The following is a 14,384-nucleotide window of genomic DNA, read 5'->3' on the forward strand; positions in this document are numbered from 1 at the left end:
GTCACACTGTCATGAAAACCGCTCGCATCAAAGTCGCCAACCTGCTGATCACGGGCTTTGGCCTGATCTGTCTGTTCCTCGCCGCCGTCATTGCCATGGGCCTGTCGGAACAGGCCAAGCTGAACGCCGCCACCGCCACCATCGCCGACGACCGCTGGCCGAAGATCGAGCTGGCCACCGACCTGCGCCTGCGCGTGACCGACATCGCGGTCTCGCTGCGCAACCTGATGCTGACGTCGGACCCCGCGGTGCGCGCCCACCAGATCGACAGCATCGAAGGCTACCGCCGCGACGCCGAGGCCAAGATCGCCGAGCTGGATCGGCGCGTGGTCACGCCCAATGGCCGCGCCGCGCTGGACAAGGTGCGCACCGCCTACCAGGACTATACGGTTGGCCAGCAGAAGCTGATCGCGCTGGTGCAGGCCGGCCGCGACGCCGAAGCGCGCGACTACCTGAACGCCCACGTCAAGCCGATGCTGCAGGCCTGCCGCGAAACGCTGGCGGCGCAGATCGGCAACGAAGTGGCGCTGATGCGCGATGCGCGCGAACAGGCGGCGCACGCCTACGTCGCCACCCGCATCAAGATGCTGGCGCTGGGCGCGGCGGCGATGCTGGTGTCGCTGACCGTGGCCGCCGTCATCATCCGCCGCCTGCGCCGCGACCTGGGCGGCGAGCCTGACCAGGCGGCGCGCACCGCCGCCAGCATCGCCGACGGCGACCTGACGCGCGCCATCGCGCTGCGCGACGGCGACCGCACCAGCATGCTGTACGAGATGGAACACATGCGCGACAACCTCGGCAAGCTGGTGGCGCAGGTGCGCTCCGACACCGAGATGATCGCCGCCGCCTCGACCCAGATCGCCAGCGGCAACCTGGATCTGTCGGCGCGCACCGAGCAGCAGGCCTCCAGCCTGCAGGAGACCGCCGCCGCCATGGAGGAACTGACCACCACCGTGCAGCAGAACGCCGACCACGCCGCGCGCGCCAACGGTCTGGCGCAACGCGCGTCGTCGGTGGCCGGCAAGGGCGGCCACGCCGTGGCTGCCGTCACCGAGCGCATGGAATCGATCCGCACCTCCGCCAGCCAGATGGCCGACATCATCGGCCTGATCGACGGCATCGCCTTCCAGACCAACATCCTGGCGCTGAACGCCGCCGTGGAAGCGGCGCGCGCCGGCGACGCGGGACGCGGCTTTGCCGTGGTGGCGGGCGAAGTACGCCAGCTAGCGCACCGCTCCGCCGACGCCGCGCGCGACATCGGCGCCCTGATCAAGACCGCGGTGGAGCAGGCCGGCGCCGGCGACCAGCAGGTGCGCGCGGCGGCGGAAGCCATGCAGGACATTGTTGAAAGCGTCGCCAGCGTCGAACAGATCATGGCGCAGATCAAGCACGCCAGCGCCGAGCAGCACGCCGGCATCCTGGCCTGCAGCCAGGCGATCGTACAGATGGACCACGGCACGCAGCAGAACGCCGCGCTGGTGGAACAGGTGGCCGCCGCCGCGCACGCGTTGCGGGAACAGTCCGGCCAGCTGGAGGACGCCGTGTCGCGCTTCAAAATCGCCGACCAAGTGGTGCCAGCATGAACGCCGGCCACGCCCCCGCTCCCGGCCTGCGCGCCGTCGTCATCGACGGCAACGGCGCCGAAATGGACACCACCATCGCCCTGTGCCGTGAGGCCGGCATCATCGTCAACGGCTGGTCCGACAGCGGCGCCGGCGCGCTGGAACTGATCGAATCGCTGCCGGCCCCGCCGGACCTGGTCATCATGGAACTCGACCTGCCCGACATGGACGGCGCCGACCTGCTGCAAGCCCTGTCGATGCTGGAACCCGGCCTGCCCGTCATCATCACCGGCCGCCACAGCCAGCGCCTGCACGACGCCGCGCTGACGCTGGCCGCCGCACTGGGCCTGGAAGCGCTGGCCGCCCTGCCCAAGCCCCTGAACGCCCACGCCCTGCAAGACGCCGCCCACGCCTGCGAACCGGCGATCGCGCGCGCCGCGGCCGCCGCCGCCATGCGGCCGCGCTGCAGCCTCACCACACTGCGGCCGCAGGCCGGCGACGTGCTGAACGCGCTGCAGAACCGCCAGTTCGAACTGTATTACCAGCCCAAGACCTCGCTGCACGACGGCTCCCTGCGCGGCGCCGAGGCGCTGATACGCTGGCGCCATCCGCAACAGGGCCTGCTGTCGCCGGCCTGCTTCCTGCCGCAGGCGGAAGCGGCCAACCTGGTCGACGTGCTGACCGTGGAAGTAGTCCGCCTGGCGCTGGTCGACTGGCGCCGCTGGCACAGCGGCGGACTGGTGCTGCCGATTTCGATCAACCTGTCGCCGCTGTCGCTGGCCGACCCGCACCTGGCGGAACAGCTGATCCAGGCCGTCAACGAGGCCGGCGTGCCGCCGCGCGCCATCACCTTCGAAATCATCGAGCATGAAGAAATCGCCGACCTGGCGACGGCGCTGCGCATCCTCATCAAGCTGCGCATGCACGGTTTCGGCCTGGCGCTGGACGACTACGGTGCCGGCTACGCTTCCATGCTGCAGCTGTCGCGCTTTCCGTTCACGGAACTGAAGCTTGACCGCCGCCTGGTGCATGGCTCCAGCAAACGCCCGCACATGCAGCCGATGCTGCGCCACGCCATCGCCGCCGCGGCGGAAATGGGCGTGACCACGGTGGCGGAGGGAATCGAAACGCCGCAGGATCGCGAGCTGTTGAGGAAACTGGGCTGCGACCTGGCGCAGGGCTACCTGATCGCCAGGCCGATGCCGGCAGCGGCGCTGCCGCTGTGGCGCGAGAAATCAGGTACGGCAGGCAAAGTTGCAAGGACGGGTGCGGTGATCCAGCTGCGCCCTTAAGATGTTATTCCAGGCCAGCGCGCAAGCGCCTGGCGACCCTGGCAGGCAAAAGATCAGCGTCTCGTTGGCGATGCCCGCCACGCAGCGCGACTGCATCGCCGCCGAACCAATCTCGTTAAACGACAGCTGGCGAAACAGCTCGCCAAAGCCGGGAATCGGCTGGTCGAACAATACCTCCACCGCCTCCGGCACCGAATTATGGCGCGCAAAGCCGGTGCCGCCGCTGCTGACCACCACATCGATCTGCGGATCGGCGATGCATTCGCTGAAGGCGCGGCGCAGCTGGTAGATATCGTCGAACACAATCTCGCGCCGCAAAACACGATGGCCGCCCTGTTCCAGATTGGCGGCCAACAAATCGCCGGCGTCATCGTCGGCGGAGGTGCGGGTGTTACTGACTGTGATCACAGCACAAGTAAGCATGATGTGGTTTCCTTTTATGAGATGTTATAGCGCTCGCAGGGTTCGAGTTGTTCTGGCACTTCTTCGCCGCACTGCTCCAGCAGCGAGCGTTCGATATTGCGCGTCATGGCGTTGAGCGCCAGGCAGTTGGGATCGGTGCCGAACGGCTCCGAGATCTCCTGCGCGATGGCTTCCAGCGCAAACAGCGTGTAGGCCACAAACACGCACACCAGCGGCGTGGCCATGCCCAGGTCCGCCACCAGTCCAAACGGCAGCATGAAGCAGTACAGGTAGACGGTGCGGTGCACCAGCACGCCGTAGGCGAAGGGAATCGGCGTATTCGAGATCCGCTCGCAGCCGCCGACGGCGGCGGCCAGCTCGCTGACCTGGTTGTCCAGCAGCCACAGCAGCGGTTCGCCTTCGCCGCGTTTGCGGCCGGCGCGCGCCAGCATCAGGCGGATGCGGTCCAGCAGCGCCACCGGGATGTAGTGCATGTCGCTGAGTTCCTTGTGCTCCTGCGGCGACAGGTAGCGCGCCAGGTCGGCGGCGGGATCGGTATGGCGCAGCTGGTGCGTCAGCGCGTAGACGAAGGCGATCAGGCGCTGCACGAACAGCTTGCGTTCGAAGCCGTCGCCGTCCTGCGGCAGGTAGTTGACCACCTGCGAAGTCAGGGCGCGCGCCGCGATCAGGATGCGACCCCAGATCTGGCGCGCCTCCACGTAGCGCGCATAGGCGGCGTTGTTACGGAACGCCAGGAAGATCGCCAGGCTGACGCCGACCAGCGGGAACGGCACCGTGTCCAGCGGGATCTTGGCGCCCAGGATATGGCCGCCGGTGGCAACCGCCAGCACGCTGATCGCCAGGATCAGCAGCAGTTGCGGGACTATGGTCTTGAGTACGGAGCCATCCCAGATGAACAGCATCCGCAACCAGTTGGTTGGCGGACGGATGATCATGATGCCGCCGCGGGGGTCAACAGGACCGGAATCGATTTGGAGGTTGGCGTGCCGGCGCCATCGGCCACGCTGCCCAGCGGCACCAGCGGATTGGTCTCCGGGTAGTAGGCGCCGATGCAGCCGCGCGGGATATCGTAGGCCACCAGCATGAAGCCATCGGCGCGGCGCGCCACGCCGTCTTCCCACACGCTTTCGACGTCGACCCAGTCGCCGGCCTTCATGCCCAGCATGTCGATGTCGGCCTGGTTGATGAAGATCACCCGCCGCATGCCGAACACGCCGCGATAGCGGTCGTCCAGCGCGTAGATGGTGGTGTTGTACTGGTCGTGCGAGCGGGTGGTCATCATCACCATCAGCTGCTTGCCGTACTTGGCGCGGGCGCGGCGGATCGGCGTATCCAGCTCGATCTGGTGCGGCACGAACTGCGCCTTGCCGCTGGTGGTCGCCCATTCGCGCTCGCGCGACGCCACCTTGAGATGGAAGCCGCCCGGCTTGGCGACGCGTTCGTTGTAGTCGTAGAAGTCGTCGAACACCTTCTCGATATCGTCGCGGATGACGGCGTAGTCGTCGCGGTAGGCCTGCCATTTCAGCTGGCTGGCGCCGCCCAGCGTGGCCTCCGCCATGCGCGAGACGATGGCGATTTCCGACAGCAGCTCCGGCGAAGCCGGCTTGTTCAGGCCATACGAGATGTGCACCATGCTCATCGAGTCCTCCACCGTCACGCCCTGCGGCACGCCGTTCTGCGCATCGATCTCGGTGCGGCCCAGCGTCGGCAGGATCAGCGCCTTGCGGCCGTGGATCAGGTGACTGCGATTCAGCTTGGTCGCGATCTGCACCGTCAGCGCGCACGATTCCAGCGCCTTGAAGGTCAGCGGCGTGTCCGGCGTGGCCATGGCGAAGTTGCCGCCCAGGCCGACGAACACCTTGACCCGCCCTTCCTGCATGGCGGCGATGGTGGCCACCACGTCGTAACCGTGATGGCGCGGCGGCTCGAAGCCGAACACCTGCTGCATGCGGTCGAGGAAGGCCGGCGTCGGCTGCTCCTCGATGCCCATGGTGCGGTCGCCCTGCACATTGGAGTGGCCGCGCACCGGGCACAGGCCGGCGCCCTGGCGGCCGATATTGCCGCGCATGAGCATCAGGTTGGACAGCATCTGGATCGTCGCCACCGAATTCTTGTGCTGCGTCAGGCCCATGCCCCAGGTGGCGATGACACGCTCGCCACGAACATAGATGTCCACCAGTTCGTCGATCTGCGCGCGCGGCACGCCCGATTCCTCCAGCAGCACCGACCATTTTTCGGCGCGCAGGTCGCGTGCGAATTCCTGGAAGCCGGTGGTGTGCTCGGTGATGAAATCGATGTCGAGCAGGCGCTTCATGCCGATCAGCACCGCGCGGTCGTCCAGCTCCAGCAGGCGCTTGGCCATGGCCTTGATCAGCGCCAGGTCGCCGCTCAGCTTCGGCTGCACGAACATGGAGCTGATCGGCGTGCTGGCCATGGTCAGCATTTCCATCGGATGCTGCGGGCTGGTGAAGCGTTCCAGGCCGCGCTCGCGCAACGGGTTGATGGAAACGATGGTGGCGCCGCGCTTGGCGCAGTCGCGCAATTCGCCCAGCATGCGCGGGTGGTTGGTGGCCGGGTTCTGGCCGAAGATCAGCAGCGTGTCGGCGTGCTCGAAATCGTCCAGCGTCACCGTGCCCTTGCCGATGCCGACAGTGCCAGGCAGGCCGCGGCTGGTCGCCTCGTGGCACATGTTCGAACAGTCCGGGAAGTTGTTGGTGCCGTAGGCGCGCACGAACAGCTGGTACAGGAAGGCCGCCTCGTTGCTGGCGCGGCCGGAGGTGTAGAACGCCGCCTGGTTCGGATCGTCGAGCGCATTCAATTCCTCGGCGATCAGCTTGAAGGCGTCATCCCAGGCGATCGGCGCGTACTTGTCGCTGGCCGGATCGTAGACCATGGGATGCGTCAGGCGGCCATGCTGTTCCAGTTCATAGTCCGACTGCTGCAGCAGTTCGGTGACCGTATGCGCGGCGAAGAAGTCCGGCGTCACGCGCTTGCTGGTCGATTCGGCCGCCACCGCCTTGACGCCGTTCTCGCAGAATTCGAAGGTGGAGGCGTGCTCCCGGTCCGGCCATGCGCAGCCGGGGCAATCGAAACCGTCCGGCTGGTTCTGCGCGAACAGCGACTTGTAATTTACACCACTGACACGCTCCTTGAACAGATTGATCGCCACATATTTCAGCGCGCCCCAGCCTGCGGCGGCGTGATGATAGGGTTCGATGCGTCCTTCCTGTTTTTTATTTTCGGCCATACTGATACTCCTTATATCGACAGATCCAGCATAGCGGCTGACTGCAACTCGCAAGGAGTACAGTACGCATCCGCATCGGGGAGCACAGCCAGTTCATCGAGGGGAACGGCGCGCCCGAACAGATAGCCCTGGAAGGCGTTGCAGCCGAACGCCTCCAGCGCCGACCACTGCTCGCGCGTCTCCACGCCTTCCGCCACCACCGCCAGGTCCATGCTGTAGGCCAGCGTGATGATGGCGCGCACGATGCTCGATGCGTGGCGCGTGTGCAGCATGTCGTGCACGAACGAGCGGTCTATTTTCAATTGGTCGATCGGCAGCAGCTTCAGGTAGCTCAGCGACGAATAGCCGGTGCCGAAATCGTCCAGCGCAAAGCCGACGCCGTGGGCCTTCAAGGTGGTCATTTTTGCGATAACGTCGTCCATGTCGGTCAGCAGCATGCTCTCGGTCAGCTCCAGCTTGAGCAGGCGCGGATCGGCGCCGGTGCGTTCCAGCACCGCCAGCACCTGGTCGACAAAAGCCGGCTGGCGGAACTGGCGCGCGCTGACGTTGACGGCCATGGTCAGGTGCGCGCTGTCGGCCATCGTGCTCCAGCCCACCAGCTGGCGGCAGGCCGCCGCCAGCACCCAGTCGCCCAGTTCGACGATCAGGCCGGACTTCTCGGCCTGCGGAATGAATTCGCCCGGCCCGATCAGGCCGCGCTGTGGATGCTGCCAGCGCAGCAGCGCCTCGACGCCGGTGACGCGGCCGCTGCCGTCCACCACCGGCTGGTAGTACAGCCGCAGTTCGTCGCGCAGCAGCGCGAAGCGCAGGTCGGCCTCCAGCGTGGCCGAGGCGTCCAGCGCCACCTGCATGTGCGGGTCGAAGAAGCGGAAGGTGGCGCGGCCGGCCGCCTTGGCCTCGTACATCGCCATGTCGGCCTGGCGCAGCAGGTCGTTGATGGTGTGGTGCTCGGCGCCGAACAGCACCACGCCGATGCTCGGCGTGCTGCGCAGCTCATGCGCATCCAGCGTGTAGCTGCGGCTCAGCGAATCGAGCACCTTGCCGGCGACGGCGGCGGCGTTGCCCATGGCCTGCTGCTGGTCGGCGCCCAGGTCTTCCAGCAGGATCACGAATTCGTCGCCGCCCAGGCGCGCCACGGTGTCGGTTTCGCGCGTCACCTCGGTCAGGCGGAACGCCACCATCTCCAGCAGGCGGTCGCCCATGTCGTGGCCCATGGTGTCGTTCAGCGACTTGAAGTTGTCCAGGTCGACGAACAGCACCGCGCCGTGGATGTTGTTGCGCGCCGTCTTGGCGATGGCGTGGTGCAGGCGGTCCAGCAGCAGGCGGCGGTTGGGCAGGTTGGTCAGGCCGTCGTAGAAGGCCAGGTGGGCGATTTCCGCCTCCGCCAGCTTGCGCGCGCTGATGTCCATGCGCGTGCCCAGCATGCGCAGGGGCTTGCCGTCGGCGTCGCGCTCCACCACCCTGCCCCGGCTCTGCACCCAGATCCAGTGGCCGGAGCGGTGGCGCAGGCGGTACTCCGCCTCGAAGGAGCGCGAACTGTCCGCCAGGTGCGCGGCCAGCGCCGCTTCGATGCCCGGCATGTCGTCCTGCTTGACCATGTCGCGCCAGTTCAGCGCGCCGGCGTTCAGTTCTTCCAGCGTGTAGCCCAGCATGGCGGCGGCGCGGCCGTCCACGGTGGTATGGTCGGCGCCCATATTCCATTCCCACAGGCCGAGATTGGCGCCGTTCAGCGCCAGTTCCACTTTTTCCGCGGCGGCGGCCTGCTCATCCTCGCGCGCGGCGGCCAGGTCGTCCAGCACCTGGCGGCGGCGCTGCACCAGCAGCAGCGCGCCGCTGGAGGTGATGCCGAACACCAGCCATGCCACGCCGCTGGTCCATGCCATGCTGTGCCAGCCGGCCGCGATCAGCGCCTGGTTGCGCCCCAGGCTGACCACCAGCGTCTTGTCCAGGCCCAGGCCGCGCAGCAGCATGGTGCGCTGGACCACCAGCCGCTGTTCGCCGCTGGCGGTGGCGCCGTTCAGCACCGTCTCGGCGTGGCGGCTGGCCTGGTGCCGCAGGAAGAACGGGTCCGGCGCGGCGCTGGTATTGCGCATGGCGGCGGGATCGGCCGGCACGAACAGGATGCGGCGGCCGCTGTCTTCGGTGATGGCGCTGTTCATGTCCGGCGCGTACAGGGCGGAACGCATGACGGCGTCGAAGTATTCGGGATTGAGGATGGCGCTGACGGCGCCGTCGTTGCGGCCGCCCGGCCCGGTCAGGCCCAACGAAAGCTTGATATTGAAGATGCCGGGCGTGTTCTCGTAAGGCTGGGACAGATACATCGTGTCCGGATCGCGCATGTGCTCCACGCGGCTGGTGTAGTCATGGTCGTCCAGGCGGCTGTCGCGCAGGTCGTCGTCGGACATGACGATGTCGCCCTTGCGGTCCACCACCAGCAAGGCGCGCACGCCGGGCATGGCGCGCTTGAGCGATTGCAGCAGGGTGCGGCGGCATTCGACCGCGCAGCTGCCGCCGGCGCGCAGCGTGTCGCGCACGCTGTCCAGGGCGCTGCGCACGCCTTCCAGCTGGTGGCTGAGGTTTTCGTCGATGATCAGCGTCTGCAGGCGCATGCGTTCGACGTTGGACGCCATCAGCAAGCCGCGCTCATTCCAGACGAAATAGGCAATCAACAAGCCGCTGAGCACCAGTACAAATCCCAGCATCAGCCACTCGACGGCCACCGTGCGAAAAGCGGGCAGCTTCTTATACTGTCGGACAAACATAACGCCTCCCTGATTGAGCATGAACTCACTATAAAATCAGGACGGCATTACTGAAATTGCACCTTCGTATGCAAACTTATACCAAGGTTTAGGTTGCGCTTGTCAATCAATAACAAGCGGAATAACAGCCGGCTTTTAATTTATCGAACGATTAATTATAATGCGTTTAGCCATGCCTTGCAGGAATAGCCGCCATGCCTTCTGGCCGGTTACAAAACCACGGGAGCGATGGCAAAGTGCACACTTAACTTATCGGGAGCCCGCATGAAGACGAAATACTGGATCTGGATCGGCGGCGTGCTGGCGGCCGGCGCCGCCGCGGCAGCCGCCTGGGTCATACAGCCGGCCATCGCCCCCATCCAGCCGCCGGCCGCGAATGACTTCGACAGCGCCGCCATCGCGCGCGGCGCCCGCGTGGTCGCCCAGGGCGACTGCATGGTGTGCCACACCGCCGCTGGCGGCGCGCCCTACGCTGGCGGGCTGCCGCTGCGCACGCCGTTCGGCACCATCTACACCACCAACATCACGCCCGATCCGGCCACCGGCATCGGCAACTGGTCGCTGAGCGCCTTCACGCGCGCGCTGCGGCACGGCGTGTCGCGCGACGGCCACCTGCTGTACCCGGCCTTCCCCTACATTCACTACACCCGCATGTCCAATATCGACATCGAGGACGCCTACGCCTACCTGATGACGCGCACGCCGGTGACGGCCACGGCGCCGGACAACGACCTGCTGCTGCCGCTGCGCTTCCGCCCGATGCTGGCCGGCTGGAACCTGCTCTACCTGCGCCCAGGTCCGGTGGCCGACAATCCGGCCCAGACGGCGGACTGGAACCGCGGCCGCTACCTGGTGGACGGCGCCGGCCACTGCGCCTCCTGTCACAGCACGCTGGGTCCCATCGGCGGCGAACGCAGCCCGGCTTTCAGCGGCGGCAATATCGACGGCTGGGACGCCCCGGCGCTGACCGCGCTGCTGCAGGCGCCCAAACCATGGACCCGCGAACAACTGGCACTGTATCTGCGCCATGGCTGGTCGCCGGAACACGGCGCCGCCGCCGGCCCGATGGGTCCCGTGGCGCACAGCCTGTCGCTGGCGCCGGAGGCGGACAGCAACGCCATCGCCACCTACATCATGTCGCTGCAAACACCGGCCAAGCCAGCGCCCGCCGCGACGGCCGCCGCCACCGACAAGGCGGCCGTGGTGCAAGGCGCCACGCTGTTTGCCGGCGCCTGCGCCAGCTGCCACGGCACCGCCGCACCGATGATGGAAAACGGCGGCCGTCCTTCGCTGGCCTTGAGCACCGCCGTCAACAGCGACCGTCCCGATAACCTGATCCAGATCGTGCTGAACGGCGTGCCCTGGAGCCATCCCGGCCAGCACGCCTTCATGCCGCCGTTTGCCGCGTCGCTGACCGACGCGCAGATCGCCAGCATCGCCGCCTACGTCCGCGCCGACATCGGCAGGCGCCCCGCCTGGAACGACGTCGAACAACGCACCGCCAAGATCCGCAAGGAGAACCAACAATGAGCACCCTGACCGTCAACGGCGTCCGCCACACGCTGGACATCGATCCCTCCACGCCGCTGCTGTACGCGCTGCGCAACCAGCTGGAACTGAACGGCGCCAAATTCGGCTGCGGCATGGGCCAGTGCGGCGCCTGCACCGTGATGCTGGATGGCCAGCCGGTCTTCAGCTGCCTGACGCCGGTGGCCGCCTGCGAAGGCCGCAAGGTCCGCACCATCGAGGGCCTGGGCAGCGCCGAGAAGCCGGGCAAGCTGCAAGCCTCCTTCATCAAGCACCAGGCGGCGCAATGCGGCTACTGCATCGCCGGCATGGTGATGCGCGCGCAGGCGCTGCTGGAACAGCATCCGCATCCGAGCGAAGCGCAGATCCGCAGTCACATGGAGCCTAATCTTTGCCGTTGCGGCACCCATATGCGCATCATCGCCGCCATCAAGGAAGTCGCCGAAGGGAGCCAGGCATGAGCGCCGACACCATCGACCTGCGCCGCCGCGCCATGCTGAGCGCCGGCGCCCTCGTACTTGGCTTTACGTTGCTGCCGCGCCGCGCCCTGGCTGAATTCAACGGCATGGGCGTGCCGCCCATCGCCAACAAGGATCTGCCGGGCAGCCTGCAACGCACGCCGATGCTGGACGCGTGGATCAGGATCGCGCCGGACGGCAAGGTCACCGTCTTCACCGGCAAGGTGGAACTGGGCACCGGCGTGCGCACCGCGCTGCTGCAGGTCGCCGCCGAACAACTGGACGTGGCGCCAGCCGCCGTTCACTTCATCACCGGCGACACCGCGCTGACGCCGAACGAAGGCTTCACCGCCGGCAGCCACACCATGGCCGACAGCGGCACCGCGCTGCTGAACGCGGCGGCGCAGGTACGCGCGCTGGTGGTGCAAGGCGCGGCGGCCCAGTTCAAAGTGGACGCCAACGCGCTGAAAACCAGCAACGGCACGGTGATCGCACCGGACGGCCGCAAAATGCACTACGGCGTAGCGATACGCGGCATCGACCTGCACCGCGCCGCGCAAGTCAAATCGCCGCTGAAGAATGTGCACGACTACACGCTGATCGGCCATTCGCTGCCGCGCGTGGACATTCCCGCCAAGCTGACCGGCGGCGCCGCCTACGTGCAGGACATGCGCCTGCCCGGCATGGTGCACGCGCGCGTGGTGCGTCCGCCGGCCTACGGCGCGCGCCTACTGTCGGCCGACGCCGCCGGCGTGGCGCGCATGCCCGGCGTGCTGAAAGTCCACCTGGACGGCAATTACCTGGCCGTCATCGCCGGCGACGAATGGCAGGCGGTGCAGGCGATGCGCGCACTGTCGGCCAGCGCGACATGGCAACGCGGACCGGCGCTGCCCTCGCCAGCCAACATCCACGCCACGCTGCGCGCGCTGCCTTCGCAGGACATCGTCATCCAGGACAGGCACGAGCCGGCCGGCAAGGCGGTGTTCTCGCTCAAGCGGCGCTACACCAAGCAGTACGTGCTGCATGGCTCGATCGGCCCTTCCTGCTCGGTGGCGCTGCTGGAGCAAGGCAGCATGACCGTGTGGACGCACACCCAGGGCGTCTACCCGCTGCGCGCGGCGCTGGCCGAAATGCTGTCGATGAAAATGGACGAAGTGCGCTGCATCCACACCGAAAGCGCCGGCTGCTACGGCCAGAACGGCGCCGACGACGTGGCGGCCGATGCCGCCCTGCTGGCGCGCGCCATGCCGGGACGGCCGGTGCGCGTGCAACTGATGCGCGACCAGGAAAACCAGTGGGAGCCTTACGCGCCGGCCATGAGCACTCAGCTGGCGGCGTCGCTGGACGCCAGCGGCAGGATCTGCGACTGGCAGTATGAATTGTGGAGCGGCTCGCACAACGAACGTCCTGGCAACGCCGGCAAGCTGATACCGGCGCAACTGCTGGCCAGGGCCTTCGTGCCCAGCCCTTCGCAGCCGATGCCGATGCCCGAAGGCGGCGGCGACCGCAACGCGATTCCGTTGTACACGCTGCCGCAATCCAAGGTGGTGAATCACTTCCTGCCGGTGACGCCGCTGCGCACCTCGGCCATGCGCTCGCTGGGCGCGCACATCAACCTGTTCGCCATCGAAGGCATGATGGACGAACTGGCGATCGCCGCGCACGCCGACCCGGTGGAATTCCGCCTGCGCCACCTGGACGATCCGCGCGGACGCGAAGTCGTCGAGCGCGCCGCCAAGGAATTCGGCTGGAACCAGCGCAAGCGCCGCCGCGACCACGGTTTCGGCTTCGCCTTCGGCCAGTACAAGAACATCATGGCCTACGTGGCGCTGGCGGTGGAGGTGCGCGTGGAGCGCAGCACCGGCGCGGTACACATCGTGCGCGTGACGGCGGTGGCGGACTGCGGCCAGGGCGTCAACCCGGACGGCATCCGCAACCAGCTGGAAGGCGGCATCCTGCAGTCCTCCAGCTGGACGCTGTACGAACAGCTGAAGTTCACGCCGGACGGCATCTCCAGCGTGGACTGGGCCAGCTATCCCATCATGCGCTACTCGAATGTGCCTGAAAAAGTGGACGTGATCCTGATCGACCGTCCCGGCGCGCCGCTGCTCGGTGTGGCCGAAGCGGCGCAGGGACCGATGGCCGGCGCCCTGGGCAACGCCCTGGCCGACGCCACCGGCAAGCGCTGGTGCGACCTGCCACTGGCAGGTCCTCACCTAATGAGCTGAAGAGGGAATGAACAGGTCTTCGACGAAGGCCGCAAACGCCCGCGCCTTGGCGCTGGCCTTGCGGCCGGAAGGGAACACCGCCCACAGATCCATCGCCGGCAGGGTCCAGTCGCGCAGCACGCGCTGCACCTGGCCGCTGGCCAGTTCCGGCGCGAACATCCATTCCGACGCCAGGGCGATGCCCATGTGCGCCAGCACGGCGCTGCGCACGCCTTCCGCCGCCGACACCCGCAGCCGGCCGTCGAGCGTGACCGGCTCCTGCATTTCGCCGCACTGGAACATGCAGGCGGCGCCGCTGCCGGCGCGGTTGTAGATGATGGATTGATGTTGCGAGAGGTCCGCAGGATGGCGCGGCTCGCCATGGCGCGCCAGGTAAGCCGGCGTCGCCATCACGGCGCGCGGACTGCGGCCGATGCGGCGCGCCGTCATGGCCGAATCGCTCAAGGCGCCGAGGCGCAGCGCGATATCCGCGCCGCCTTCCAGCAGATCGATATTGCGGTCATCCAGCACCACATCCAGCGTCAGTTGCGGATGCTGGTCGAGAAAGCGCTGCACGTGCGGCATCACGTGCAGGCGCGCGAACGTCACCGGCGCATACACCACCAGCCGCCCGCCCATGCCGGCGCTGGCGCCGCGCGCGCTGCTGTCCGCCTCGGCGGCGGCATCCAGCGCGCGGCGCGCTCCCTGGTAGTACGCCAGGCCGGATTCGGTCGGCGCCAGCCCGCGATTGGAACGCAGCAGCAGCTGGACGCCGAGATCGGACTCCAGCTGCGCCACCACCTTGGAAACGCTGGGCTGGCCCACGTTCAGGCGGCGGGCCGCTCCGGAAAACGATCCCGCCTCGACCACGTGGACCAGCGTTTCCATCGCCTGCCAGCGGTCCAT

10 protein-coding genes are annotated in these 14,384 nt (G+C 67.3%); 5 read left to right on the plus strand and 5 right to left on the minus strand.

Features of this window, described 5'->3' with window-relative positions:
• Positions 1–11: 11 nt before the first annotated feature.
• Positions 12–1,583, plus strand: coding sequence for a methyl-accepting chemotaxis protein (locus tag GJ698_RS12160; RefSeq protein ID WP_154357889.1), 1,572 nt, complete (start codon positions 12–14; stop codon positions 1,581–1,583).
• Positions 1,580–2,854, plus strand: a complete 1,275-nt coding sequence (locus GJ698_RS12165) for an EAL domain-containing response regulator (protein WP_154357890.1) — start codon at positions 1,580–1,582, stop codon at positions 2,852–2,854. Before GJ698_RS12160 ends, GJ698_RS12165 begins: the two co-directional genes overlap by 4 nt.
• Here the strand turns inward: GJ698_RS12165 and GJ698_RS12170 are convergent.
• The 4 genes from GJ698_RS12170 to GJ698_RS12185 are packed head-to-tail and all read right to left on the minus strand — an operon-like array spanning position 2,798 to position 9,286.
• Complete coding sequence (locus tag GJ698_RS12170) at positions 2,798–3,277, minus strand: molybdenum cofactor synthesis domain-containing protein (protein WP_154357891.1); 480 nt, start codon at positions 3,275–3,277, stop codon at positions 2,798–2,800. The two genes, GJ698_RS12165 and GJ698_RS12170, sit on opposite strands and share 57 nt — an antisense overlap.
• A gap of 14 nt (positions 3,278–3,291) precedes the next feature.
• Entirely contained in the window at positions 3,292–4,212 is a 921-nt protein-coding gene (locus GJ698_RS12175) for a bestrophin family protein (protein ID WP_154357892.1), read from the minus strand.
• Positions 4,209–6,524, minus strand: coding sequence for an FdhF/YdeP family oxidoreductase (locus GJ698_RS12180; protein WP_154357893.1), 2,316 nt, complete (start codon positions 6,522–6,524; stop codon positions 4,209–4,211). Before GJ698_RS12180 ends, GJ698_RS12175 begins: the two co-directional genes overlap by 4 nt.
• 11 nt (positions 6,525–6,535) lie before the next feature.
• A complete protein-coding gene (locus tag GJ698_RS12185; protein ID WP_229259954.1) occupies positions 6,536–9,286 on the minus strand; it encodes a bifunctional diguanylate cyclase/phosphodiesterase in 2,751 nt (916 codons plus the stop codon).
• Positions 9,287–9,550: 264 nt separating this feature from the next.
• On the opposite strand from GJ698_RS12185, the gene GJ698_RS12190 reads away from it, so the two are divergent.
• From GJ698_RS12190 to GJ698_RS12200, 3 genes are read left to right on the plus strand one after another with little or no spacing between them, the layout of a single operon-like run.
• A complete protein-coding gene (locus GJ698_RS12190) occupies positions 9,551–10,816 on the plus strand; it encodes a c-type cytochrome (RefSeq protein WP_154357894.1) in 1,266 nt (421 codons plus the stop codon).
• A complete protein-coding gene (locus GJ698_RS12195; RefSeq protein WP_154357895.1) occupies positions 10,813–11,274 on the plus strand; it encodes a (2Fe-2S)-binding protein in 462 nt (153 codons plus the stop codon). The genes GJ698_RS12190 and GJ698_RS12195 overlap by 4 nt, the downstream gene beginning before the upstream one ends.
• Positions 11,271–13,499 carry a xanthine dehydrogenase family protein molybdopterin-binding subunit gene (locus GJ698_RS12200; RefSeq protein WP_154357896.1) on the plus strand — a complete coding sequence of 743 codons (2,229 nt, stop codon included), beginning with the start codon at positions 11,271–11,273 and terminating at the stop codon, positions 13,497–13,499. The genes GJ698_RS12195 and GJ698_RS12200 overlap by 4 nt, the downstream gene beginning before the upstream one ends.
• On the opposite strand, the gene GJ698_RS12205 is transcribed toward GJ698_RS12200, so the two are convergent.
• Positions 13,488–14,384, minus strand: coding sequence for a LysR family transcriptional regulator (locus GJ698_RS12205; RefSeq protein ID WP_154357897.1), 897 nt, complete (start codon positions 14,382–14,384; stop codon positions 13,488–13,490). The genes GJ698_RS12200 and GJ698_RS12205 overlap by 12 nt on opposite strands.

This window comes from Duganella aquatilis (assembly GCF_009674565.1).
In the GTDB taxonomy this organism is placed as follows: domain Bacteria; phylum Pseudomonadota; class Gammaproteobacteria; order Burkholderiales; family Burkholderiaceae_D; genus Rugamonas; species Rugamonas aquatilis.